Origin of the sequence: Fastidiosibacter lacustris (genome assembly GCF_003428155.1) — a bacterium.
Taxonomy (GTDB): Bacteria; Pseudomonadota; Gammaproteobacteria; order Francisellales; family Francisellaceae; genus Caedibacter; species Caedibacter lacustris.
In genome coordinates this window covers 212,939-237,692 of the sequence record NZ_QLIR01000002.1, presented here as the reverse complement: position 1 = coordinate 237,692, position 24,754 = coordinate 212,939, and the positions used below count along the sequence as shown (strand labels likewise).

The window sequence follows — 24,754 nt, the reverse complement described above, 5'->3', positions numbered from 1 at the left end:
TTTCATGCAAAATGCCTTTATTGCAGGTACCCTCATTGCTATTATCTGTGGAATCGTAAGTTTTTTTGTCGTGTTACGTAAAGCTGCTTTTGCTGCACACGGCTTAGGTCACATCAGCCTTACCGGTGCCTCTGGTGCTGTGTTAATTGGAGTCTCTGCCATGAATGGTCAGCTCATTGCAAACATGATTGCGGCAATTTTCATGGGCTTTATGGGAGACAAAATTAAAAAAAATGACCTTGCCATTGGAATCGTTCTCACCTTTTTCTTAGGTTTAGGTGCTTATTTTCTCTATCTATATCAAACTGGTTACTCTGGCTCGATTATGTCAATTTTGTTTGGAAATATTCTAACGGTTTCTTATAGACAGATTATCATACTACTAATTATGGCCATCATAATTATATGTGCATTATCTATTGTTGCCAGATCACTCTTTTTTTGCTCAATTGATCCTATTATTGCCCAATCTAAAAACATTCCAAGCAGATTACTGTCGATGATTTTTTTCATTATTTTGGCACTCACAGTCACAATGGCATGCCAAATTGTTGGCGCACTTTTAGTATTTACTCTTCTTATTGGACCAGCTGCTAGCGCCTTTCAATGGAGCGATGGATTTTATAAAAGCATGCTTCTAAGTATTATGATCTCGCTTATTAGCGTTTGGGGGGCGTTATGTTTAGCATTTTATGTTAACCTTCCTGCCAGCTTTTGTATTACTATGATTATTTGTTTGATTTATATAATCGGTCTTATCAAAAACCTAATGTGGCAGTAAAAATGATGAATAACGTTGTTGCACACATAGAAAGCCATTGCTTAAAGCACAGCATCAAGCTTACAAGTTTACGTAAGCTCATCATTCTTCTTTTATCTGAACAAAACCAACCGATTACAGCTTATGAGTTGCTTGCTAAATTAAACGAGCAAAGCAAGGATAAAAATTACAACATCATGTCTATCTATCGCGTCTTAGATTTTTTGTGTCAAAATGAATTGATTCATCGCATCCATACAACCAATTGCTATACGATTTGTTGTCATCCAGAAAAACACATTTGCCAGCTATTTATCTGCAAAAACTGTGGCACAAAGATCGAACAACACGATGAACAACTAGATCAAACATTACAAAAACTCGCACAAAAAAGTGCGTTTGCTATTAGTCAACACACCATTGAATTATTTGGTTTATGCCACAAATGCTTGTCCTTTGCTATTTAAGGCTTCCAGAGGATTTACATAAGGAATGTTTAAGGCTTCCGCCACTGGCAGTGAAGTTAGCATTCCATTATGAACGCTTAAGCCATGCTCTAGATGCACATTCTCAACAATTGCCTTCTTATAACCTTTGTTAGCAAGTTGCAATGCAAACGGAAGCGTCGCGTTATTTAAAGCAACCGTTGAGGTTCTTGCAACCGCACCTGGCATATTAGCAACACAATAATGCACCACACCATCAACTACATAGGTCGGGTTTTGATGCGTTGTTGGTCTTGAAGTTTCAAAACAGCCTCCTTGATCAATGGCAACATCAACAACGACTGAACCTTTTTTCATATTTTTGATCATTTCTCTTGTTACAAGTTTAGGTGCAGCCGCCCCTGGCACTAATACTGCACCGATCACCAAATCTGCTTCTTGCACATATTTTTCAAGGTTATCCTTCGTTGCATAGATACAATTAAGTTTAGGACCAAAATAATCATCTAATTCCCGTAGGCGATCTAGAGATTTGTCTAACACCGTTACATGTGCTTCCATACCAATCGCCATGCGAATTGCATTTAAACCCACAACACCCCCACCAATAACTACAACTTTTGCTGATTTCACACCTGGCACACCACCTAAAAGCACACCACTACCGCCTTGAGCTTTTTCTAGGCAATGGGCACCAGCTTGCACAGACAAGCGCCCCGCCACCTCACTCATTGGAGTTAATAAAGGTAATCGACCATTTTTATCAGTAACCATTTCATAAGCAATCGCAGTACAGCCTGATTCCAATAAGAGTTTCGTTTGTAATGGATCAGGTGCTAAATGCAAATAAGTAAACAGGAGCTGTCCTTTTCGCAGCATTTTACATTCATTAGGTTGAGGCTCCTTTACTTTAATAATCATATCAGCTTTAGCATATATTTGGGCTGGATCATCAACAATGCTTGCACCCGCCTCTATATAACTTTCATTTGAAAACCCTATTGCATCACCTGCATCATGTTCAACCAATACGCTATGACCATGATGAACAAACTCTGCAACATTCCCAGGTGTTAACCCAACACGATATTCATGATTTTTAATTTCTTTAGGAATACCAATAATCATCTTGTTCCTCCAACTTAACTCAATTTACAATTCATAACGAAATACTTGCAAAATTATCTTAACGCTCGTTCACCAATCTAAACCCAAGTTAAATCAAGCTTATAATTTGACTGATAAAATTAAAAGTGAATTCTGCAAGCATATTTCTGCCATCGGCAATATAGCAAGCTTATAGAGGAAAACCAAATATAAATTAGCAGTTCTAAATAAAACCTACACGACATAATCAAAACCTCATTTTAATGATGAATAAATGGAACATATTGATATGCTTTAATGCCTAGATGCTCCGGATAGCCCACCTCAATTAAATATAAACCCTGAGCTGGCGCAGTTTGACCTGCTAATGTGCGATCTTTTTTTGCAATAAGCGTTTGTATCCACTGTGGCGTGCGTTTAGACAAACCCACCTCTAACATCGATCCAACAATATTTCTTACCATGTGATGCAAAAAAGCATTACCTTGAATATCAAATATGATGAATGCGTTTTTTTGCGTAAAATAAGCATGGTGAATATTCCGATTAGTGCTAAGTGATTGGCATTGTGATGAACGAAATACACTAAAATCTTGCTCACCAAGAAGATACTGGCAAGCTTCATTCATGCCCAATATGTCTAGGTTTTGGTTAAACCATGTACTACGCTCATACCATAAAGCACTGCTGGTTTTATGTTGATAAATAACATATTGATAGCGGCGATATAATGCGCTAAAGCGTGCGCTAAAATTTACATCTACTTGATAGGCACAACTAATCTTAATATCGTTTGGCAAATGCGCATTAGTACCTAATACCCATGCTTGCAACTTTCTAACTGCTGTTGTCGAGAAATGCACCACTTGAGCAGTAGCATGAACACCTGCATCTGTACGCCCTGCACATACCACTTGTATTTTTTGATTAGCAATTTGTGATAAAGCATTTTCTAATACTTCTTGTACACTCTTACTATGTATTTGCCTTTGCCAACCACTGTATTTAGTGCCACAATACTCAAGCACCAAAGCATAATGCTGTAACATGTTGATTTAGAATTTTGTTATAGGAATAAAAAGCATAACATAACCGTACTAGGATTTATAACACCAATGCCAGGGTTCATAAATAAAGCCATAACTATTATTCCGTGAATAACTAAGATAAAAGTTAAATTTATGTGCATTTTGTGTAAGCCACTGAAACGCTTTTGTATTCTCAAAGGCTTGTGTTAAAACTTGCTTTTCATCATCAGTGGTTAAATCAAGAGCTCTTCCTGTGTGATGCTCACTAAATCCAGGTAAAGCAGAAACTTTTAAGATCTCATTTAATGACAGTCCTTTTGCTAACTTATTGGCAATAATCTTAGCCTGATAGGTATAGCTTCGAAATGCTGACACAATCAGTAATGACACGCCTTCACGTTGCGCAATTTTTTGCATCATCTGCCAAGCGTGATATGTTTCTTTAGTCATCATAACCTTACGTTTAAAAACGTCTTCACCAGCATCAATTAAATCGTGTAAATCACATTCATCAAAAAAGGGAAGTTCGTGATTCTCAGTAAATTCCATTGGTAAAATTGCATAAGCTTCGGTGAGTCTTTCTTTATCCATGCTTATAACCTACATCTCATCTATAAATAAATGACTCGCAATTGCCGATAGTGGTTCTTGTAACAACTCTGATGGTGATTTTTCAAAACCTGGTACTTTTGAGCTTTGACTGTTGATTCTTATCTCATTGATGAGTGTGTTTGTTTTTAAATCATAAATCTTTAAATTCATTACTACTTCATCTGCTATTCCTGTAAATAGTGTATAGCTATCTGTCCACTTAGTAATACGCGGCAAAATAAAATAGTCGTAATTTTTTTCTCTAGCTGCCAAATATTCAAACTGTGCGGATCTGAAATCTTTAGCGCAATGTAGCTCTCTAAAATAAGATTTAAAACTTTGATTAATCACATTAATTGCTTTTTTACCACTTTGTGGATAGCTATGCAAATCATCATATCCATTATTAGGGTAAGCAAGGTAAGCTGTCGCATTTTTAGGTAATTTTACTAATTTATCTACATAATGAACATCATTTATTGGAGCCGCAACTGTTTTTTGCATTGAGCTTGTGATAATTTCATGTGTACTAGCGCATCCTACAAGGCAATAGCACACTAAGAGTATCAGCAACTTTTTCATTACATGATTAGGTGAATTTATGATTCAATTATTATATAAATAATACACATTAAACCAAGCTTTTTTATAGCTTTATGGTTAATTTGGAATCTTAATTTAACCCTGAAATAAGTAACATCAATTCACTTCTACTTTTTTCATCACGCCTAAAAATGCCACGCATGCAACTTGTAACCGTTGAGGTTTCAGACTTACGTACGCCTCGTGTTGTCATACATTGGTGCATAGAGTCAATGATGACAGCAACCCCTTTGGGAATTAAGGCTTTCTCAATCGCTAAAGCAATTTGCATCGTTAAGCGCTCTTGGGTTTGTAACCGTTTTGAATACACGTCTACTACACGTGCAATTTTGCTAATTCCCACGACTTTACCATTAGGTAAATAAGCAACATGAGCCTTGCCGACAATCGGGACCATATGATGTTCGCAATACGATTCTAAACGCATGTTTTTTAACAATACAATCTCATCATAACCTTCAACATCCTCAAAGGTTTTTGCTAAAATTTCTTCTGGCTCTTCTGAATACCCTTTAAAAAACTCATCATACGATTTTATGACGCGCTTAGGTGTATCAATTAGCCCTTCGCGATTTGGATTTTCACCTATATATTCTAATAACGTTTTTATTGCTTGTTCTGCTTGTTCCCTAGTTGGTCGCATTTATTTATTTCTCTTGTATTTTATTTTTATCAAAGGCTATTTTAATACCTTGTAAAACCAGATCTGGCACGATCATATCAAACAATCCTTTAACGTTAAACAACTGTGAAAAACCACCCGTTGCAATTGTAACAACTTCATTTGCCTCTACATTAATCTCATTAATCATCGCTGATTTAAGCTCTTTTAACGCACCTAGATGTCCATAATATATGCCTGATTGCAAATTAGTATCAGTATCTTTACCAATTACTATCTGTGGTTTTACAATACTCACTGATGAAAGTTGTGCTGCACTTGCACTTAGTGCATCTAAAGAAACTCGCACGCCTGGCAAAATAGCCCCACTCAAATATGTCTTATCTTTACGCACAACGTCAAATACGGTAGCTGTTCCCAAATCTATAACCAAAATATCTGTATTTGGAAATAATTGCACTGCCGCTATACAGCCGGCAATTCTGTCTGCACCAACTTCCTTTGGCGTTGCTACTTGCATTTTTAAACCTGTTTTCACACCTGGTTGTAGAAAAAAAGGTTCAAGGTCAAAATATTTTAAAACTGCAGAACGCAAAGAATAATTAATTGCAGGCACAACTGAAGCCACAGCTACTCCTGTAATCGTCTTAGAGTTAATTTTATTTTCATGCAACGCTTGGCGCAAGAAAATACCAATTTGATCTGAACTACCATGCGCAGATGCAGTAGTATAACGAAACTGCAAAACCAACTCATCTTGGTTAAAAACTCCTGCATGGATATGTGAATTGCCAACGTCTAAAGTAAGTAACATAATGTAAAAGCTTGCTTGTCTCTTTGGCTTGGCAGTATATACATATCATATACTTATTTACAGCCTTTTTAGCTTTGAACCCTACAGTCTGTCACAAAATTATTTATTTTTGATATATCAGCCTTTTCAGCATTAAACGAATTGTGATGCAATATAGCTAATGCTACACAAATTATAATTCCCACTCCCATATGCAATTTCTCCAAATTATCAAAGATAATAATTCATTTTTATAGTTCTATCTCGAAAGAGTTGGGTACAAATCTTCTACTTTTTGCATTTCACTAATCTCATAGGGCTATTAGTTTGCCGTCTAATAACAGCTGATGATCAGGAATTGAGTTTATAAGGCTTTTAAGCCTAGATATTGCTTCAGGCAATACATATACAGATAAGGAGTCTATTCAGTTAAGGTTACCCCAAAATAACAATTACAATACTTTTATTTTTCTTATTTTAGGATATTATGACAACAAATTTATGAGCCACTTAATTCAGATGCTACTATGGCAACCTTTGATCGTAATTTCTACCGAATTTTAAGTTTGATTATTATTTTGACAGCTGCGGGACAAATGACAAACACTATATACGTTCCTGCAATGACCCAAATGGCACATGATTTTTCAGTAAGTGTAGGTAGAATGCAGGCAGTTATTGCTTGTTACCTTTTCCCTTATGGCTTATTACAGTTTGTTTACGGTCCTTACTCTGATCGCTTTGGTCGTAGACCTATGATTTTAGTTGGGATCATCTTTTTTACGTTGGGTTCCACCTTAGCAATATTCTCAACACATTTTGTAACACTCTTATGTGCAAGCTTTCTACAGGGTAGTGGTACAGCAGTTGCTGGTGTCATGGTAAGGACAGTGATGCGTGATTTGTACTCTGGATTAAAGCTACATAGTGCAAATAGCATTATGGCAATTGCACTTATTTTTTCACCACTTATCGCACCTTTACTAGGTGGTTTATTTTCCGATCTACATAGTTGGCGTGCAATTTTCGTATTCTTAAGTATTTATGGGATCTTGCTCTTTATTATCCAGTGGGCTTTCTTCCCTGAAACAAACTTACAAAGATCTGCCCGTGGAAATGTATTTTCTAAATATAAACTTGTGTTTTGCAATTCCAACTTTATCATAAATCTGATTCTTTTGATTGTTGCTAATAGTGGTATCGCCATATTTGAAGTGAGCTCTGGTGCACTTTTTACTTCTATTTTGCAATTTTCTCCAGCAATCACAAGTTTGTTGTTTATTATTCCTTTACCATTTTATATGTTTGGTAGCTTTCTTTCAGCTAGACTTGCTCGCGTATATAGCTTAGATCATTTGTTACTGATTGGCTGTGTTACTTTATTCATAAGTGGAATTACTATGATTTTATCTTATTACTTAGTTGGGATCACAAGCTTAGGTATTATTTTACCTGGTTGCATTTATTTTCTAGGCTGTGGCATTATTTTTCCAACTGCAACAACTAAGGCATTAGAAGCGTTTCCCAATATTGCAGGAACGGCAGGAGCAGTTTTAGGAGGTACACAAAATTTAGGTGCTGGAATCTTAACTGCTCTTGCTGCTTTTATACCACTAAAAAGTCAATTACCACTGTCTATTATTTTATCCACATTGGCAATATGCGCGCTTGTCAGCATTATTCTAACTCATCGCATTCAACTCAATAGAAACATTAAAAATTGATCCTTAAAATTGACTTTGTCAGATATTGTCAAAACTCAGAAATTCAAAGATGTATTTTGTAAGTCACTTAAAGTAACTTGTTTAGTTTCCTTATGAATTTTACCATCATTCCCTAACCATTCTTTTGTCACTGTCGCTGTTTTTCCGTCTGAATTCGTTTTTATACTTATCGCATTAAATGAACGTTGAATATTTGTTTGGGTTTGATTCTGTACTACAGGTTGATCGTTTACTTGCACATTTGGAATTGGTTGCTCAGTTTTTGCATTCATTTGTTGCTGTAATCGTTGCACTTTTTGTTGCAAATGAGAAACGGCTTGTTGATAGTTTTGCTCAAATAATTGTCGTTGCGCTTCAAGTTGCTTTTGCTCAGCAGTTAATGCATTAATAGCATTTTGATATTTAGCTTGTGATTGTTGCATTTTTGCCGTATCTACCCAGCCAACTGCTCCTGTTTGAGTATTTGCTACCTTCACCCAGTCATCTTGCTGGTAAAATTGGATATATTGATTTTGGTTTTGGTCTGTTAATTGAGAAATAACTTGTGAATTTTTATTTGGTTCACTATAGACCTGATAACCAGTTGCAAAAATAGTTGTTGAAGCAGCAGCTAAACCTAATACTAATACTAATTTTTTCATTGCTTTTCCTCATTTTTAAGTTGAAGTTAAATAAATTCACTCAAGATAAGTGAACAAAGACAACACAAAATTAAAAGCTAAAGCTTAATAAAAACTTAAAATTTCAACATTACATAATTTAATTTAAAGCTTAGTAATGTCTCAAAAATAACTTAAGTCTATCAGTTTATATTAAAACCTTTGATCAATCTTGTCTACTTGCAAGAACTCTCAAATATCAAGATCACTAAACAGTAAAAAGAGACATTTTTTAGACTTATTTTACATCTCTAACTGTAACCCGAAATATAAGGAGTATTATAGGAGTTTATGGCTGGGCTGCTAGGATTCGAACCTAGGTATGACGGGATCAAAACCCGTTGCCTTACCGCTTGGCGACAGCCCAATCTTGACGATAAAACCCTTTAACTTCAAGGGTTGTCATCTTTCGACAGGAGCAAAGTTTAATGTCTTAACTATCCAACTGTCAATATCTTTTTTTAAGTTTTTCTTATTTTGTAAAAGGCGATCAAGATCTGGATTCAATAGGTAAAAACAAGCACCTGTTCCTGTCAGCTTTAGTTGATTAGCATCAGGCAATTTATTTAACTCTTGGCAAACATCTGGATAGAGGTTCGATATAGCGATTAAAAATACATTTTCTTGTTGCGACAAGTCTATTTCAGCATTTTTATCTAATAGTGGCTTATGTTTATTGAGACTTGGGTGATTAAAAAGTTTAGCAGTTGAGGCATGAAAATTGGGTTTTATAATCAAAGCATATTGTTCAATATAGGGTTTCTCAGTAAGTAATTCACCTATGCCTTCTGCCCAAGCTGCTTTTTGGAATAAAAATATAGGAACATCGGCACCAAGCTTGACACCAATTGCATGGAGCATTTCATTTGATAAATTGCATTGCCACAGTGTGTTAAGTGCAATAAGGGTGGTAGCAGCATTACTGCTGCCACCGCCAAGACCAGCCCCTAGTGGAATATTCTTTTCAATAAAAATGTCAAAACCAATTGGATTCTGAGCAAAGGCTTTGAGTGCATTTGAAGCCTTATAAACTAAATTGTTATAGAGCTCTGTGATTTTAATGTTGCTTAAAATCGAGATCTCATTGTCTTGGCGTGGTGTAAAATGCAAATAGTCTTTTAAATCGATAAATTGAAACCACGTTTGCAGATCATGGTAACCATCGTGACGCTTACCTGTAATGTGTAAAAATAGATTTATTTTAGCAAATGAAGGATAAATTAAGGATTGAGTTGCCATATTTTAATAATCAAGGTAATTTTTAAGTCCTCACCATAACGAAATATCATTTTTTCAGCAAGTGGATATTTATGGGCAAATAACATATAACGACTGTAATCAATCATCCAGCCTTGTTGGTGTAAATTTTGGATTAATCCATATTCATTAAGTGTAAGTATATGTGCAGCATTAGGGATGTATAAACCACGTACCCAGTAGTAAAGCCCAGCAATAGGGATGCTCCAACCTAATTGAGATTGCATTAATATTTGTAAGCTTTTAGCTTTAACAGTTTCACCATTACTACGCTTTAAAGTTACTTCTTGAGTATTAGTATCTCCTTCAAACGTTGTTGCACCTAAGCCAAGCGGACCATAAATTTGGATCCAGAAAGAATTTTTGTTTTGTTTCCAAATAAAATTGGCAGATTCACCTTTTTGATTCATTACAACACCAACCACACCAGAAACTTGCCAAGTGGTTAGAGTGGTTAAGATTCTTTGATAGTTTTGCCATTGGCTTTCTGGGTTTTGACTTGTCAATAATGGTGATTTAGGTATGCTGATAGTCGTACAAGAACTAATAAAAATAGCCATAAAACTAACGCTAATAAAATAACTTAAGTTTCGCAAGGCATATACACCGATAGACCATTTCACAGACTTGCTCGCCTTGCATTTTGTGTGTTTTTGACAAGTTGAATTTTGCCACATATTTTTATTCATTCGCTTTTCGTAGGGAAAGCCCAAAAGAGATATATATTTTGATTCAATAAGCTGTAAGGTGTGAGTGAAAATAGACATATTACTGGTTTAATCCTTTTTTATGCTGTTGCATAATTTCGCAATAATTTTGAGCATTTGCACGAATATATTGTTTCTCACTTTCTTTTAATGGGCGCACCTGTCTAGCTGGAGCACCTATATATAAAAAACCTGATTCTAGTTTTTTGCCAGGAGAAACGACAGCACCTGCACCAATAATAACCTCATCTTCGATAATAGCGCCATCTAATATAATTGCTCCCATGCCAATTAAGACTTGATTGCCAATATGGCAGCCATGAATAATCGCACCATGCCCAATGGTGACTTCATCACCAATTTTCACATCAAAGCCACACCCAGGGCGATCAAAGAACTGTGTGGTATGAATGCTGCTATTATCTTGAACATTGCTTTTATTGCCTATGGTAATGTTCAGTAAATCTCCTCGAATACTAACATTTGTCCATATGGAACTGTGTTTACCAATAATTACATCACCGGTTACAGTTGCCATAGGGTCAATAAAGGCACTATTATCAATTTTGGGCGTAATCTCATTAAAGCTTCGAATTGGCATAAACGTAATTCTTATTTTATTAATATCATGGCAATATAACATAAATTGAGCATAACCAGGAAGAAGTGCACATGAAAGTCAGCATTATTGGCGTAGGCGCAGTGGGTGGGTTTATTGCAGTGAAATTAAAATGCGCAGGTATTCCTGTGCAACTAGTATTTAAAGAAATGAGTCAAAATCATATTTCTATAAATTTGAAAATTGTTGGTAATATAGAGGCTTATGCAAATTTCGATGACATTGTAACAAACGTTGCAGAAATAAATGGAGAGGTCATTTTTATTTGTACAAAATCAACGGCAAATGATGTTGTTTTTAGCCAGTTAGCGCAGCTCAAAAATAAAACTATTGTAATGATCCAAAATGGAATTGGTGAAGAGGAAAAATTATTAAGTTTAATTCATAAGAGTAATGTTATAATTGGGGCAATTAGTCACATTAAAGTCAGTAAACATGCTAATGTGATCACATGGCATAATCATTTGTCTAACTTAAATTATGCGTTTTGCACTAATTGTGAAAATACGCACATTGAATATGTGTTAAAGTATATATTTGATGAAGTTATTAAAGAAAAAAGTGTGCTGGATTTACGCTTTCAAAAATTATTGATTAGTGCTTCTTGTAACGGTGTATCAGTCATATCTCAGCAAGACATGCCCAGCATGGCAAAAGACATAAAAACAGTTAAGATAATAACCGATGTTGGCAATGAAGTCATTGAGGTTGCGAAAGCCTATAACGTTTTCTTATCAACGGACAAGATAAATAACCTTATCCATGCATTGACCAGATCTGAATATAGAGGAGCTTACTTTAGTATGTGGTATGACTATAATGAAGGCAAACCAATGGAACTTGGCAGTATTTACCATAACTTCATTGAAATGGCCAAAAAGAAAAATATCAAGGTACCTGTTACGCAAGTAATTTACCAACAATTGGAAAGATTAGAAAAGCTTATTATTCCTGTGGATGGTGTTATTAAGCTTAGGTTATTGCGACCATGTGATGCAGAAAGCTTACATCAATTAAAGTTATACAATCAAAACCATCTACAGATGTGGTTTGAATGGGCAAATGTACTGATGCAACTGCAAGATGCGGTCGATTTTATCTATTTTACCCATCAGGGATTCTTGGAGCAGAAAAGCTTAATTTTAGGTATTTTTATTGAAAATAAGCTTATCGGGATAGTGAGTTTTAATTCTATCCACCAACAAACTAAAAGTGCTGAAATTGGTTATTGGTTAGCTCAAGATTATCTTGGATTAGGAATTATGACAAAATCTGTTAAAGCATTGATTGATTACGGATTTCATGCGTTTGATTTATTAGACGTATCGATAAGTTGCGCAGTTGAAAACAAAAGAAGTCAAAAAGTAGCTAAGCGCTTGGGTTTTCAGTTTGACATGCTTTTGCCAAATCACCAGCAAGTGAGCGGTAACCGTTATGATCACATCCTTTATAAATTAAACTTGCATTAAAATAGAGACTGAAAAACTACTTTCAAATATTGGCTAAACTCACTAAGCTTGCGCTATATGTGATTAAGGATTAAGAAAAACTAAGATGCACTTGAATTTTGAGCATTATGTATTTGATTTAGATAATACCCTTTATTCGGCAAGTTCTGCCTTTTTTGATTTGCAACTGCGCAATATGTCTAATTTTATTGTAAATTAAGTTAAAGGTTCCTCGTAAAGAGGCGGATTTTTTAAGAGAGAAATATTATCGCAGCTTTGGCACGACGATGCACGGTCTTATGTACCATCACAACATTAATCCATATGAATTTCTAAAGGTAGTTGATAACGTACCATTGGAAAGCTTACAACTAGATAATGAACTTTTGACATTTTTGAATGTATTAAAAGAAAATGGTAAACATTTATCGATATTTACCAATGGTTCACGTTATCATGCAGGACGCGTTATCAATAAGCTTGGATTACATCAAGTGATTCAAGATGTTGTGACTTTGGAATGTACTGGATTGATTCCAAAACCAAATATAAAAGCATATCAGTATTGCTTTGATGTGCTAAAAATTACACCAAACAAAGCAGTTTTTTTGAAGACTCATCACATAATTTAATTCCCGCCAAACAACTAGGAATGACTACGGTACTTGTTAACGCAGACGATACTGCTCATGCAAGATTTATGACACATTCGGAGATTGATTATTTTGTTGAAGATCTACTGTCTTTTTTCAAAGGAAAGTTTTTAGAAAAAAGAATTTAAAGCTCTCACTGTAATCTAGATTCTGTGAACCATTTTTTACCGTAACTATCTCAAACTTCCCGCAATGTGCAAAAACCCACTGAAACTCATCGTTATTTTGTCAAATCTAGAAAAACTCTGCAAAAGCATTGCAGCTTAGAAAAGAAACACTTAATCACAGAAGAATATTCGCAGAAAAAATTGAACCCATCTCTATGAATCAAACAGATAACAAAATTCAGACGTTACAGACTCAATTAAAAAGCATTTTTAACTTCTTTTCATCGAAATATTTTTTATCAACTTTAAGATAAGCCACACATTCATCCATACACACCATTGCTTCTTCAACACCAGGCAGTTTGATGATCTGTTGTTGCAGTGCTTTAGCGTCTATTTTTTGCTTTAGGTTTTTTAAGCTATACAACTTTGAACTCACTTGTTTTGGTTTTTGCATCGTTACGGCAATTATAATCCATATCAATCCAAGCATTCCATTGAAGATAAAAATACCTTTAATATTTGTCTGATGAAGTACCACACCACCCATTACACCACCAAAAAAAATACCCAAAAATTGTGTACTTGAGTAGACCCCCATTGCTGTGCCTTTGCTTGTAATTGATGCCATTTTGGAAATAAGGGAAGGCAGTGCTGCCTCTAGAAATGTAAAGCTTGCAAAATACAAAACAAGCAATACACTCATAATGATAATATGTTGGTAGAATTCAACTAATAAAAATTGTATTGCAGTTAAAACAATTATTGCTCCAATAAAAATTGGTTTAATTAAATTTTTAGTTTCCGCAATGAAAATAAATGGAATCATAAGTAAAAAGGAAATAAACAACACAGGTAAATATACTATCCACTGCTTCGATATGCTAATACCAATATAATCAATCAAGATAATTGGGATAACTAAAAATAATGCTGTTAGCATTGTATGCAGACTAAAAATACCATAATTTAAACGCAGCAATTCAGATTTCCACAGCACATTCTTAATTTGACTTGGTGTGGTCTCTGTACCACGATGAAAAATGATCTTAGTCGGTGTTGGTACACCATATATTAGAATCACAATACCAATCACACCAAGCATTGCGGTAAGCCAAAAAATACCACTTAGTCCAATGATTGAATTTAAAATTGGACTGATCACCATTGCACCAATAAATGACAAACCAATCGCCATGCCAATCACAGACATCGCTTTCATTCTGTTTTCTTCAGTTGTTGTATCCGCAATTAATGCAGTTAAAGTGCTACCTATTGCCCCGGCACCTTGTAAAGCGCGCCCTATGATAATACCATAAATAGTATGTGACATCGCAGCGACAACACTACCTAAGATAAAAATAATTAGCCCAAATAAAATGATTGGCTTGCGACCATATTTATCTGATAGCACACCAAGTACAATTTGTAATAATGCTTGCGTTAAACCATAAATACCCAGCGCAGCCCCCATAAGTGTTGGTGTTGCATCAATAATTTTATCAGCATATAAACTAAAAATAGGCAAGATAATAAAAAGTCCCAGCATTCTAAAAACATAAATAGTAGCAATACTGAGCGTTGATTTTCTTTCTAATTTTAATAACATGACCGCAACCTAAATATTGACAGAAGTTCCAAGCTCTCCAAATAATACAAATAATAATTTGTAGGCAATAAAACTCAGTAGCATGCAACATGGTAAAGTTAAAAGCCATGCAGTTGCCATTGTACGCACCACTTTCCAATTTACGCCACCACTTTCAGGATACCCTGCTCCCATAATCGAACCAGAAGCAGCTTGCGTTGTACTTACCGGCAAGCCCAAATGAGAAGCACCTAAAATCAATAATCCTGAGCTCATCTCAGCAGCAAATCCATTTGCAGGTCCAATTTTAGCTACTCGAGTGGTAAGCGTTTTAATAATGCGCATACCACCTGCTAAAGTCCCTAAAGCCATTGTTAATGCACAAACACAAATCACCCATATTGGAACATGGGAAACGGTAGAAACAAGCCCAAAACCAAACAAAGCCAAAGTAATAATTGACATGGTTTTTTGAGCATCATTTGAACCATGACTTAATGCCAATAAACTGCTTGAGATCACTTGCAACTCTCGAATACGTGCATTAGATTTACGCGGCGTTTTTCTTTTGCTTAGGATACGAAATAAAATAACAACTAAAATGAGTGCTAAGAAAAATGCCACAATCGGTGATAACACCATCGGCACAATAACCTTACCAATTAAGACACTATAGTGAATGGTATGGATATTACTTACCGCAATAGCAGCTCCTACTAAAGAACCAATTAGAGCATGTGATGAACTAGAAGGGATACCAAAATACCAAGTAAATAAATTCCAACTTATTGCAGCAATAAGTGCCGCAACAAGCACTAAATGGGTGATAACATTAGCATCTACTAAACCTTTACTAATTGTGGTTGCAACGGCAGTACCCATAAAGGCACCAATAAAATTAAAAATTGCAGCAATAATAATTGCTTGATATGGTGAAAGTGACTTTGACGCAATCGGAGTTGCCACAACATTTGCAACATCGTGAAATCCATTAATAAATTCAAAAAACAAAGCAATAATGATAATACAAATAAGGACTATCATCATAACTAAATTTCCTTAACATAAATGCGCATCACTGAATCACATAGGGTAGCACTAGTGTCGACTGCTGATTCAACCGCTTTAAAAACCTCTTTTAATTTAATTGTAGTCAAGGTGTCATAATCTGCTTTTTTGATCTGATCAATAGCATCACCTAAATCTTCGACGACATTTTCATCAAGCTCTGTTGCATGTTGCGAGGCCAGTTTAATTTTTTGACCATCTTTATTTTTAAATGCAATGAATAAATCACACAGCGATTTTGTAATGTCTTGCAAAGTCACAACGCTACGAATCAAACAATCGTCTACCTTGCTATCAATTGCGTAAATTTGCATTTTTTTATTGATTTTAATGATACGTTTGGTCAACTTCAGCATCAGTCCAGATAAATAGAAGATATCACCACGATCAATTGGCGTAATAAACTGCTCATTTAGTTCAACGATGATTTTCTTATTAATATCGACTGCATTTTGACGCTGTTGCCTGAGATTGGTCATAAGCTCATTGGCTATTTTAGCATTTTCTTCTTTAACAATGTCAACTAAAAAACTCGCTGAAGTATGTACATTTTCGGCAGCTTGGACAAATAGATCAAAGAAAATTTCTCCGCGACTTGGGATTAATGATTTAATAATTTTTCGTAGCATAAAGACTTTTACTTATTAAAAGCTCACTAAGTATCGCCATAATAATCTGATTGTGACAAATTACAACCTTAAAATTTTGAAGTTTTATCATTTTTCAGTTATGAAACTAGCAATAGCTGCAATCAAGAACATTTGTTATACTGTACATTTAAAATAAATATGACTTTATAGACATTCATGTCACACGCCTTAGCACGTAAAATTTGCATTGCACCTATGATCGATTGGACAGATCGTCACTATCGTTACATGATGAGACTAATTACAAAACGTACTATTCTTTATACTGAAATGATTACCACAAATGCAATCATTCATGGTTCACGCGAACATTTATTACAATATTCACCACAAGAAAATCCGTTGACCTTACAACTAGGTGGTAATAATCCAAAAGATCTAGCTTTTTGTGCCAAACTGGCTAAAGAGCTTGGATTTAGTGAGATCAATCTAAACGTCGGTTGCCCAAGTGACCGTGTATCACAAGGTGAGTTTGGATTATCACTGATGTATAAACCTCAATTAGTCAAAGAATGCGTTGTTGCTTTAAAAACAGCCGTTAATATTCCTGTTTCTGTCAAATGCCGAATTGGAGTAGATGATAAGGATAGTTTTGATGAACTTATTTATTTTATCCAAAGCATTGTCGATGCTAAAGTAGACTTTATCTGTATTCACGCACGAAAAGGTTGGTTAAAAGGGCTAAGTCCTAAAGAAAACCGAACGATTCCACCTTTGAAATACGATACGGTGTACCGAATTAAACAGCTTTTTCCTAATAACCAAATCGGTATTAACGGTGGCATTACCAACTTCAATGAGGCGAAAACACATTTAGAAAAAGTTGATAGTGTTATGATCGGTCGTGAAGCTTATCATAATCCGATGTTGTTTAAAGATGTTGATCATTTTTTTTACAACGAGAAGCTTAGACACATAACACCATTTGATGTTGCTGAAAACTTAATTCAGTATATTGAAAATGAACTCAAAACCCCAGGAACTAAGCTAAATCATATTACAAGACATACGCTTAATTTATTTAATGGCTACCCTAACGCCCGCCTATATCGTCGATTTTTAAGCGAAAATGCAACACGATATGATGCAAATGTCAATGTTTTTGAAAAAGCCCTCAAAACATTACGCTCTTGATAAATAGTCAAGCCATTATCGTTCATGCAAACTCTCTTTAAACGCTTTAACTAATGGGCTTAAAAAATATTCTATAATACGCCTTTCATGTGTTTTAACTTCAACTATCACCGACATACCTGGACGAATAGCAAAACTGCTATTGCCTTTTTGAAGTGTGTTTTGGTCAAGGCTTACCATGATCTTAAACACTAATCCCAAACGCTCATCTTCAATTGCATCATCAGTTATTTCAAGTATTTTACCCGTTAAAAATCCATACTCGGTAAAAGGATAGGTATCGACTTTTATTCTTACCTTTTGCCCTTCATGCAAATAGCCAATGTCTTTATTTGGGATTGTAGCATTTACTTCTAATGGACTGGCTTTAGGGATAATCTGCATCAGCATTTGCGCGGACGTTACAACTGCTCCTAATGTATGAACAGCTAGATTATGGATATAGCCAGTAATAGGAGCTTTTAAACTTTGCTCTCTTTGCATAAGCTCATATTTAGTGAGTTCCTTTGAGAGTATGTTAACGTCCTTTTTTGCCATTTCAATAGATTCTAAACTTTGGGCAAAATAGTCAGCTTTAACTCGCTTAAGCTCACTGATATGACTCGCCAAATTTGCTTGTAATTGAGCATAAGTTGCATTTGATTGCGCTAACAATTGCTCTTTCTCAATCAAATCTTTTTGACTTTGTAGATACTCTGCTTTTGACGCAAAATCACTTTGATGTAACGCGTGATACATCTTATTTTGTTCACGGATGATAGGTACAGTTTGAGTTAGCATTTTTATTTGTTCTTGTGCTGCATTTAACTCAGCTTTTGCAACGTTTACATTTGCTTCTAAACGATTAATCTCGGCAACATATACCTGCCATTTACGCCATACCAATTGTTTAAGCGATTCTTGTTCCATTTCAGAAAAGCCATGACTTTGAATCAAAACCTCATCAAAACGCATTTCAATAAACTCATGTGAGGTGAGTAAATTATAGACCGTTTGGTGTTGTGCCAACATAAGTTGAGCAACCTTTAATTGATGTGCCAAATTCTCAATATCAGTTTGGGTAACACTTTGGTCTAACTCTAGCAATAATTCCTCTTTCATGACCAACTGACCATCTTTAACGTAAATCGCTTTAACGATACCTTTTTCCAATGGTTGAATAATTTTCACTTGTGCTTGTGGGACAATTTTTCCCTGCGCTATCACAATCACATCCATTTTGCCAATACATGCCCAAAGCAAGGTAAATACGATGATGCTTACCAAAATCCACATCATCACACGCGCAACAGGATGTGGAGGATGCTCTTGTATTTCTAACGCACTTGGCAGAAAATTTAAAGCATCTCTTTGCTGGTGTCGCTTCTCATTCAAATTTGCTCTATTTTGCCAAAATCTTTTAAATTTTATCCATACTTTTTGCATTGACTATCCTCCTGATTCACACCCACTTTTACAAATTGTGCTTGATACAACTTCGCATAGTGCCCATTTTGGGCAATAAGTTCATCGTGTGTTCCATGTTCAACAATCTGACCTTGATCTAAATAAAGAACTTGATCACAATGCTTAACAGTCGATAATCGATGTGCAATTATAAAAAGTGTTCTGTCTTTAGCAATTGCAGCCATATTTTGTTGAATAATATACTCTGATTCATAATCAAGGGCTGAAGTTGCCTCATCAAAAATTAAAATTTTTGGCTCATTAATCAAGGCTCTAGCAATTGCAATACGCTGCTTTTGTCCTCCTGAAAAATTTGCACCTTGCTCCTCAACAATAGTGTCATAACCATTTTTAAGTTTCACAATAAACTCATGCGCACCTGCAAGCTTTGAGGCATGCACAACTAAATCAAGTGCAATACCAGGACAAGTTAATGCAATATTGTCACGAATACTATGGTTAAACAAAAAGTTCTCTTGCAATACCACACCAATTTGCTGCCTTAACCACACGGCACTTAAGGATGATATATCAGCACCATCAAGTAAAATCCTACCAGATTGCGAAACATAAAGCCTTTGAATAAGCTTAGTTAGCGTGCTTTTCCCTGACCCTGAACGACCAACAATACCAATCGATTGACCAGGTTTTACGATAAATGAAATATTATTTAATACCGCTGGAGTATCAATCTGATATTGAAAATGCACATTTTTAAATTCAATCTCACCTTCAACTTTGGTAAGCTTATGCTGCATATTCGTTGGCTCTTCCTCAGGTCTACTGTTCAAGATATCCCCTAAACGCTTTAAGGAAATACTGACCTGCTGAAAATCCTGCCATAATTGTACTACTTTCAAAATCGGTCCTGTAACACGCCCTGCTAACATATTAAAAGCGATGAGCTGACCAATGGTTAAGCTTCCCATAATTACTAAATTCACGCCAAAAAAGATGATTAGCAAAATGGTGAGTTTATTGATAAATTGAGCAATTTGAGAAGTAATATTGCTTAAGTTTTACGCACGAAAGTTCGTGCGTACATAATTGGATAGATTATCTTCCCATCTATGCTGCATTTGTGGTTCAATTGCAGCGGCTTTAATGGTTTGAATACCTGTTAAAGATTCAGTTAGAAAAGCTTGATTCTTCGCCCCCTCCTTAAATGCCTTGTCTAGACGATATTTTAAAATCGGTGTAATAAACAAAGATAATAAAACATAACAAGGAATTGTCGCTAAAACAATCAAGGTCAATTTAGCAGAATAAAACCACATCACTGCAAAAAAGATAAAAGTAAACCCTAAGTCAATAATAAGCGTTAATGCGCTACTGGTTAAAAATTGACGAATATTATCTAACTCTTTCACGCGTGCTACATTTTGTCCTACCTGTCGTGCTTCGAAATAAGCCAAGGGTAAACTTAGTAAATGCTGATACAACTTTGTCCCAAGTTCTACATCCACCCGACTTGTTGTATGCGCAAATAAATACGTTCTAATTGAGCCCAACAGCATTTCAAATATACTCACTGCAACAAATCCAATGGCTAAAATCTCAAGTGAAGTGAGTGCTTGATGCACAACAACTTTATCCATCACCACCTGAAAAAATAATGGTGTGACTAAAGCAAATAATTGCAAAAAGAATGAAGCAATCAACACATCCTTAAATACATGTTTATACTTCCAAAACACTGGAATAAACCATTTGATATTAAAACTTTTCTTGTTTGATCCTTGCCCCTGTGGATTTAAATAAATTATTTTATTGGCAAACAGTTCACTAAATTCTTCATAAGACAAACGAACAAGCTCTGTATTGTGTGGTGAGATAATCAAGTATTCATGCTTATCATTAATACCAACCACTACAAAATAATGCGTTTTCCCACATGCAATTGCAGGTAAAGCAGATGAATGAATAGTACTTGGTTCTGTTTTGACAAGCTTTGCTTTAAAGCCATTTCGTTTGATTGCGCGCAACAACGTCTGACAATCTAACGCTTGATTAGTCGTTGCAAATTGGTGATGAATCGTTTTAGGATCAAGTGCAATTTGATATAAACTAGCCACCTGAACAAATGCTAAAATACCACTATCCTGTTGATATGACTGCACAATATACTCCAATAAATCCTATCCACTCCTTTAGTTGAATATAGAATAAAGTTTAAATATTAAAAGCTCATTATTATGATAGACTTTTGCTCAAGCGCGTGGATGATGTTCCTTATATAGATTCATTAGTCTCACTTGGGATATGTGGGTATAAATTGTTGTGGTAGAGACGCTACTGTGACCTAAAAGCATTTGCACTGAGCGCAAATCAGCACCGTGATTGAGTAAGTGTGTTGCAAACGCATGGCGCAAGGTATGAGGTGATATTTCTTTTTTAATATCGACTAAATTTGCATAATATTTAATGCGATGCCAAAATGTTTGACGTGTAATCCCTTTTCTATGATGTGAAATAAAAAGCTTATTGAGCTTTAATCCTTGCAGCCAGTCTTCTCGAACCTCATCAATATATTTATTCAAATACTCAAGTGCATATTCTCCTGTTGGTACTAGACGCTCTTTTGAACCTTTTCCCATCACCCGCACCACACCTTGACGCAAGTTCACATCATCAACTGTTAAATTAACCAATTCGCTGACACGTAACCCTGTGGCATAAATAAGCTCTAATAACGCCTTATCACGTATTCCGATCTCTGTCGTTAAGTCTGGAGCATCTAATAGTTTTTCCACTTCTTGTTCGGATAAATCTTTTGGCAAACTTTTTGGTAATTTTGGTAAAATGAGTTTTTGTGTTGGATCAGCAATAATTTTGTTTTGCGCATGACACCATTGATAAAATTTATGCAAAGTTGAGATCATTCGTGCATTTGAGCGCGCGCTATAACCAATATTTAGGCGCTTAGCTAAAAAATTTTGTAATTCTATTAAGCCCAATGTTAATAAGTCTCTTTTATCATAAGCTTTAGTCAAATGGATCAAATCTGTTTTATAAGATAACAATGTATTTTGACTTAAGCCTTCAGCAAGCCATACATCATCAAGAAATTGGTCAATAATTTCAGAATACTCAGCCATTTTAACACTCTAATTTAAGACTTCAAAATTGTTAAGGTACTATAAAACTTTCATTCTTCAATAAGCAATCAATCTGCTCAAAAACACCTCTCCCTTTATCATCTTTATTAGTAGCCATCAAAAATAAATTATGAGAAAGTTCAGCCCAACGATGACCGATTAACTCTTTTTGTTTACTATCCTCATTCGTAAGCAAATGTTGCCCCTTGTATTCAACAATCAGCAAACGATCATCTTTAAGCTTGGCTATAAAATCAGGATAAAATCTACTGCTATCTGTTGGAAGCCAAAACGATTTATCTGGTTGATTTTCAATATTCCTTAACCAATATTCGATACTATCGTGCATATCAAGCACCTTAGCGCACTCGAATTCTTCTTTATTCATAGCTGCAATCTGAGGGTAGTAATGATTCTTAAATTGGTAACTCCCCTCGTAGTATTGATTAATTGGGTAATTGATTGGAAACTCAAACGCATACTGTGATAGGTCTACTTGCATTATGTCATTATCCAGTAAACATAGCTGAAAGCCTTTCTTCTGCGCTTCTTTTCGAGCTTGATTAATTCTGTCTTTTAGCACCTTCTGAAGAATATATTTACCTCGAACTAAAGCGGCTATATCCAAGTCACCACGTTCAAGCAATGCTTCAATCGTTTTTCGTATATATTCAAGTAGATGTTGTGATGTAATATCATGTGAACGTAAATTGTGATCAAACCAAGAACATAAATCATTAACTGTGATATTCGTTTTGATACCGTATAATGACAACTGTTCTTTTTTACCTAAAAACCCTACTTGCATTTTTTGATTGGCAATGTCGATTATATATTGCTTACCATCTTCATCTAATGAAAAATCATCTTTAGTCAATGGCTTATAATAATCTGCAATTCGCCAATCACCTTGTAAATGTAAATAAGATTCTGGTTCGGCTACATCCCAATCATCATCAAGGCATAGGCATATTTGAGGAAGTATAAAACGCTCACCTCGCTGTGATGGGCTTAGTCTTTCCTCTTTATGCTGCATTTTTACATCAAGTTTACGTGCAACTTTTTTCTTTTCTTCTGGGTCTTTAATTGCATTAACTAGATTCTCAATAGTATCTTTAGCTAAAGCACCTTTATAGGTTACTTGCGTTACACCTTTATCATTTTTTGTGAGTGTTATATTTGACTGCTCAACTAAATCAAGACTGAATGAATCAAAATCCCCACTTAATGAAAATTGTATGACATCTTCAACATTATCATTAAAACCATCTAACGATTGCTGATAAATAACTTGCTCTGCTTCTTGCTTTTCAAAGCCCATTTTAACTAAACAATCTTTTAATTTATCAACGGTATTGAGCCAACTTGTCGATGCTGTATGTGCATATGCCTTATTAAGCACTTCTTGCTTTCTTCTTTGTGCGTAAGGCATTCTTAATACGCGCCCTATTAACTGCTCAATCGCTGTTGCCGATGTTGTGTTAGCAATTGAACATAACACATAAGCAAAAGAACAATCCCACCCCTCTTTTAATGCTTCTACCGTTATAATGTAACGTATCTTACAGTTGCGATTAAAAAGGTCTAAGCCGTCTAGCTCTTTTTGTGTACCTGTTGCAATGGCTATTTCTTCTTCTTTGATCTTTTCAGATTCAATTAAATGTCGTTTTAATACTTCTACTGTTATATCTCGGTCTTTTTTCTCAGCCTGAAATAGCACTATAGGGCGTATATATTGATCTTCAAGTTTAGAATTATTGGCTAACTCCTCTAGTTTTTGACGTGTCTGTATACTTTGCTCTACTGCAACTTGCCACGTTTTTGCAGGCTGAACAACTAAAGGTAACTTTATCATTTCCTCAGCTTTTAATTCTGCTGCTGTGACTAAATGAATAACATTACTATTTTTAGCAGGTGTTGCCGTGTATTCAATAACACAAGCTGCATTAACGCGCCTTAACACTTCAATACTTAATTCTGATTTTGCATTATGCGCTTCATCAATAATCACTAAAGGTCTATACCAGTGCAATAAATTCACTAAAGAATATTTTAATTGGTTGGAGTCCTCTAAAAACTCCATCGATTCTATTGCCGATATTTTACTAAAATGTGGCTCTAAGTTTTCATCATGTGCATATACCTTGCGCCCATTGGTGTCATCTACTCGCAAAGATTGAAATGTGGAAATAATAATACATGCGCCACTATCAATATCAGCAGGGCGTATTTGTCTAAAATCAGCAATGTCAAATACTCGAAACTTACCACCAAATGCTTCATTTAACACTTTCCTGTTTGGGTGATCTTCATCAGTTAGTGTCTCTAAAGTTTGTTGCTTAATCTTATCAGTTGGCACAAGCCATAATGTTAAGGGATAGTCACTTTCAAGATAATGTTCACTCGCTAATTTTATGGTATGCGCTGATAGTAACGTCTTACCTCCTCCTGTCGGTAATCTTAAGCAAACATAAGGTGCATCTTGTAAACCCTCTAAACTATTAAACGGCTTATATTGCCCCTGACCATAATTTGCTTTTTGGATTGTATCATAGGCACTTTTTGGGTTTGAAAATCTTGCGCCAGAAAGATAACTTTTTAATACTTCAATTGTGTTAATCTGATATTGCCTTAATTTAAACATAA

The 24,754-nt window shown here is 35.3% G+C and carries 24 protein-coding genes and 1 tRNA gene; 6 read left to right on the top strand and 19 right to left on the bottom strand.

What is annotated here, in order from left to right; genetic code table 11:
* The first annotated feature begins 4 nt into the window (after positions 1-4).
* Both DNJ77_RS02370 and DNJ77_RS02365 read left to right on the top strand, forming a co-directional pair.
* Positions 5-781 (top strand): metal ABC transporter permease, encoded by a 777-nt coding sequence (locus tag DNJ77_RS02370; RefSeq protein ID WP_116963414.1) that lies wholly within the window; start codon positions 5-7, stop codon positions 779-781.
* A gap of 2 nt (positions 782-783) precedes the next feature.
* Complete coding sequence (locus tag DNJ77_RS02365) at positions 784-1,227, top strand: Fur family transcriptional regulator (RefSeq protein WP_116963398.1); 444 nt, start codon at positions 784-786, stop codon at positions 1,225-1,227.
* Here DNJ77_RS02365 and ald read toward each other — a convergent pair.
* The 6 genes from ald to DNJ77_RS02335 all read right to left on the bottom strand — a co-directional run bounded on the left by ald (position 1,195) and on the right by DNJ77_RS02335 (position 5,971).
* Positions 1,195-2,334 carry an alanine dehydrogenase gene (gene ald / locus DNJ77_RS02360; RefSeq protein WP_116963397.1) on the bottom strand — a complete coding sequence of 380 codons (1,140 nt, stop codon included), beginning with the start codon at positions 2,332-2,334 and terminating at the stop codon, positions 1,195-1,197. The two genes, DNJ77_RS02365 and ald, sit on opposite strands and share 33 nt — an antisense overlap.
* 239 nt (positions 2,335-2,573) lie before the next feature.
* A complete protein-coding gene (gene truA, locus DNJ77_RS02355; protein ID WP_116963396.1) occupies positions 2,574-3,362 on the bottom strand; it encodes a tRNA pseudouridine(38-40) synthase TruA in 789 nt (262 codons plus the stop codon).
* Between the two features lie 48 nt (positions 3,363-3,410).
* Positions 3,411-3,890, bottom strand: coding sequence for a D-alanyl-D-alanine carboxypeptidase family protein (locus DNJ77_RS02350; protein WP_116963412.1), 480 nt, complete (start codon positions 3,888-3,890; stop codon positions 3,411-3,413).
* Between the two features lie 51 nt (positions 3,891-3,941).
* Positions 3,942-4,436, bottom strand: coding sequence for a DUF4823 domain-containing protein (locus tag DNJ77_RS02345; protein WP_157966557.1), 495 nt, complete (start codon positions 4,434-4,436; stop codon positions 3,942-3,944).
* A gap of 169 nt (positions 4,437-4,605) precedes the next feature.
* On the bottom strand, positions 4,606-5,178 hold the full coding sequence (gene folE / locus DNJ77_RS02340; RefSeq protein WP_116963394.1) for a GTP cyclohydrolase I FolE: 573 nt from the start codon (positions 5,176-5,178) through the stop codon (positions 4,606-4,608).
* A gap of 4 nt (positions 5,179-5,182) precedes the next feature.
* Positions 5,183-5,971 (bottom strand): type III pantothenate kinase, encoded by a 789-nt coding sequence (locus DNJ77_RS02335; RefSeq protein ID WP_116963393.1) that lies wholly within the window; start codon positions 5,969-5,971, stop codon positions 5,183-5,185.
* Positions 5,972-6,477: 506 nt separating this feature from the next.
* Between DNJ77_RS02335 and DNJ77_RS02330 the strand changes: the two genes are divergently transcribed.
* Positions 6,478-7,674, top strand: coding sequence for an MFS transporter (locus DNJ77_RS02330; RefSeq protein ID WP_116963392.1), 1,197 nt, complete (start codon positions 6,478-6,480; stop codon positions 7,672-7,674).
* A 35-nt stretch (positions 7,675-7,709) separates the two neighbouring features.
* On the opposite strand, the gene DNJ77_RS02325 is transcribed toward DNJ77_RS02330, so the two are convergent.
* From DNJ77_RS02325 to DNJ77_RS02305, 5 genes are all read right to left on the bottom strand, one after another.
* Positions 7,710-8,315, bottom strand: coding sequence for a hypothetical protein (locus DNJ77_RS02325; protein WP_116963391.1), 606 nt, complete (start codon positions 8,313-8,315; stop codon positions 7,710-7,712).
* Positions 8,316-8,625: 310 nt separating this feature from the next.
* Positions 8,626-8,700 (bottom strand) — tRNA-Gln (locus DNJ77_RS02320).
* A gap of 35 nt (positions 8,701-8,735) precedes the next feature.
* Positions 8,736-9,572 (bottom strand): 4-(cytidine 5'-diphospho)-2-C-methyl-D-erythritol kinase, encoded by an 837-nt coding sequence (gene ispE, locus DNJ77_RS02315; RefSeq protein WP_116963390.1) that lies wholly within the window; start codon positions 9,570-9,572, stop codon positions 8,736-8,738.
* On the bottom strand, positions 9,554-10,357 hold the full coding sequence (lolB, locus tag DNJ77_RS02310) for a lipoprotein insertase outer membrane protein LolB (RefSeq protein WP_116963389.1): 804 nt from the start codon (positions 10,355-10,357) through the stop codon (positions 9,554-9,556). Before lolB ends, ispE begins: the two co-directional genes overlap by 19 nt.
* 1 nt (position 10,358) lies before the next feature.
* Positions 10,359-10,898 carry a gamma carbonic anhydrase family protein gene (locus DNJ77_RS02305; RefSeq protein ID WP_116963388.1) on the bottom strand — a complete coding sequence of 180 codons (540 nt, stop codon included), beginning with the start codon at positions 10,896-10,898 and terminating at the stop codon, positions 10,359-10,361.
* 71 nt (positions 10,899-10,969) lie between these two features.
* On the opposite strand from DNJ77_RS02305, the gene DNJ77_RS02300 reads away from it, so the two are divergent.
* Positions 10,970-12,385: a GNAT family N-acetyltransferase gene (locus DNJ77_RS02300; RefSeq protein WP_116963387.1), complete on the top strand. Its 1,416-nt coding sequence runs from the start codon at positions 10,970-10,972 to the stop codon at positions 12,383-12,385.
* A gap of 266 nt (positions 12,386-12,651) precedes the next feature.
* Positions 12,652-12,996, top strand: coding sequence for an HAD family hydrolase (locus tag DNJ77_RS02295; protein ID WP_116963386.1), 345 nt, complete (start codon positions 12,652-12,654; stop codon positions 12,994-12,996).
* A gap of 381 nt (positions 12,997-13,377) precedes the next feature.
* On the opposite strand, the gene DNJ77_RS02290 is transcribed toward DNJ77_RS02295, so the two are convergent.
* From DNJ77_RS02290 to DNJ77_RS02280, 3 genes are read right to left on the bottom strand one after another with little or no spacing between them, the layout of a single operon-like run.
* Positions 13,378-14,733: an MFS transporter gene (locus DNJ77_RS02290; protein WP_116963385.1), complete on the bottom strand. Its 1,356-nt coding sequence runs from the start codon at positions 14,731-14,733 to the stop codon at positions 13,378-13,380.
* A 9-nt stretch (positions 14,734-14,742) separates the two neighbouring features.
* A complete protein-coding gene (locus DNJ77_RS02285) occupies positions 14,743-15,759 on the bottom strand; it encodes an inorganic phosphate transporter (RefSeq protein ID WP_116963384.1) in 1,017 nt (338 codons plus the stop codon).
* A 2-nt stretch (positions 15,760-15,761) separates the two neighbouring features.
* Positions 15,762-16,409: a DUF47 domain-containing protein gene (locus DNJ77_RS02280; protein ID WP_116963383.1), complete on the bottom strand. Its 648-nt coding sequence runs from the start codon at positions 16,407-16,409 to the stop codon at positions 15,762-15,764.
* 177 nt (positions 16,410-16,586) lie between these two features.
* On the opposite strand from DNJ77_RS02280, the gene dusA reads away from it, so the two are divergent.
* The gene (gene dusA, locus DNJ77_RS02275; RefSeq protein WP_116963382.1) at positions 16,587-17,564 is read left to right on the top strand and encodes a tRNA dihydrouridine(20/20a) synthase DusA; all 978 of its coding nucleotides are present in this window, start codon (positions 16,587-16,589) and stop codon (positions 17,562-17,564) included.
* Between the two features lie 15 nt (positions 17,565-17,579).
* Here dusA and DNJ77_RS02270 read toward each other — a convergent pair whose 3' ends face one another.
* From DNJ77_RS02270 to DNJ77_RS02255, 5 genes are all read right to left on the bottom strand, one after another.
* Positions 17,580-18,989, bottom strand: coding sequence for an HlyD family type I secretion periplasmic adaptor subunit (locus DNJ77_RS02270; protein WP_116963381.1), 1,410 nt, complete (start codon positions 18,987-18,989; stop codon positions 17,580-17,582).
* Entirely contained in the window at positions 18,971-19,954 is a 984-nt protein-coding gene (locus DNJ77_RS10065; protein WP_239986715.1) for a peptidase domain-containing ABC transporter, read from the bottom strand. Before DNJ77_RS10065 ends, DNJ77_RS02270 begins: the two co-directional genes overlap by 19 nt.
* 75 nt (positions 19,955-20,029) lie before the next feature.
* Positions 20,030-21,130, bottom strand: coding sequence for an ABC transporter transmembrane domain-containing protein (locus DNJ77_RS10060; protein WP_239986713.1), 1,101 nt, complete (start codon positions 21,128-21,130; stop codon positions 20,030-20,032).
* Between the two features lie 90 nt (positions 21,131-21,220).
* Complete coding sequence (gene xerD, locus DNJ77_RS02260) at positions 21,221-22,108, bottom strand: site-specific tyrosine recombinase XerD (protein ID WP_116963380.1); 888 nt, start codon at positions 22,106-22,108, stop codon at positions 21,221-21,223.
* A gap of 31 nt (positions 22,109-22,139) precedes the next feature.
* Complete coding sequence (locus DNJ77_RS02255; protein WP_116963379.1) at positions 22,140-24,752, bottom strand: DEAD/DEAH box helicase; 2,613 nt, start codon at positions 24,750-24,752, stop codon at positions 22,140-22,142.
* Between the last annotated feature and the right edge of the window lie 2 nt (positions 24,753-24,754).

Coding starts and splice junctions, on each gene's coding strand:
- dusA (WP_116963382.1), top strand. CDS start 16,587: ATGTCACACGCCTTAGCACGTAAAATTTGCATTGCACCTATGATCGAT.
- DNJ77_RS02345 (WP_157966557.1), bottom strand. CDS start 4,436: ATGCAAAAAACAGTTGCGGCTCCAATAAATGATGTTCATTATGTAGAT.
- lolB (WP_116963389.1), bottom strand. CDS start 10,357: ATGTCTATTTTCACTCACACCTTACAGCTTATTGAATCAAAATATATA.
- DNJ77_RS02285 (WP_116963384.1), bottom strand. CDS start 15,759: ATGATGATAGTCCTTATTTGTATTATCATTATTGCTTTGTTTTTTGAA.
- DNJ77_RS02295 (WP_116963386.1), top strand. CDS start 12,652: ATGCACGGTCTTATGTACCATCACAACATTAATCCATATGAATTTCTA.
- DNJ77_RS02325 (WP_116963391.1), bottom strand. CDS start 8,315: ATGAAAAAATTAGTATTAGTATTAGGTTTAGCTGCTGCTTCAACAACT.
- DNJ77_RS02365 (WP_116963398.1), top strand. CDS start 784: ATGATGAATAACGTTGTTGCACACATAGAAAGCCATTGCTTAAAGCAC.
- folE (WP_116963394.1), bottom strand. CDS start 5,178: ATGCGACCAACTAGGGAACAAGCAGAACAAGCAATAAAAACGTTATTA.
- DNJ77_RS02300 (WP_116963387.1), top strand. CDS start 10,970: ATGAAAGTCAGCATTATTGGCGTAGGCGCAGTGGGTGGGTTTATTGCA.
- ispE (WP_116963390.1), bottom strand. CDS start 9,572: ATGGCAACTCAATCCTTAATTTATCCTTCATTTGCTAAAATAAATCTA.
- DNJ77_RS02255 (WP_116963379.1), bottom strand. CDS start 24,752: ATGTTTAAATTAAGGCAATATCAGATTAACACAATTGAAGTATTAAAA.
- DNJ77_RS02270 (WP_116963381.1), bottom strand. CDS start 18,989: ATGCAAAAAGTATGGATAAAATTTAAAAGATTTTGGCAAAATAGAGCA.
- xerD (WP_116963380.1), bottom strand. CDS start 22,108: ATGGCTGAGTATTCTGAAATTATTGACCAATTTCTTGATGATGTATGG.
- DNJ77_RS02330 (WP_116963392.1), top strand. CDS start 6,478: ATGGCAACCTTTGATCGTAATTTCTACCGAATTTTAAGTTTGATTATT.
- DNJ77_RS02350 (WP_116963412.1), bottom strand. CDS start 3,890: ATGGAATTTACTGAGAATCACGAACTTCCCTTTTTTGATGAATGTGAT.
- DNJ77_RS02335 (WP_116963393.1), bottom strand. CDS start 5,971: ATGTTACTTACTTTAGACGTTGGCAATTCACATATCCATGCAGGAGTT.
- DNJ77_RS02305 (WP_116963388.1), bottom strand. CDS start 10,898: ATGCCAATTCGAAGCTTTAATGAGATTACGCCCAAAATTGATAATAGT.
- DNJ77_RS02290 (WP_116963385.1), bottom strand. CDS start 14,733: ATGTTATTAAAATTAGAAAGAAAATCAACGCTCAGTATTGCTACTATT.
- truA (WP_116963396.1), bottom strand. CDS start 3,362: ATGTTACAGCATTATGCTTTGGTGCTTGAGTATTGTGGCACTAAATAC.
- ald (WP_116963397.1), bottom strand. CDS start 2,334: ATGATTATTGGTATTCCTAAAGAAATTAAAAATCATGAATATCGTGTT.
- DNJ77_RS02280 (WP_116963383.1), bottom strand. CDS start 16,409: ATGCTACGAAAAATTATTAAATCATTAATCCCAAGTCGCGGAGAAATT.
- DNJ77_RS02370 (WP_116963414.1), top strand. CDS start 5: ATGCAAAATGCCTTTATTGCAGGTACCCTCATTGCTATTATCTGTGGA.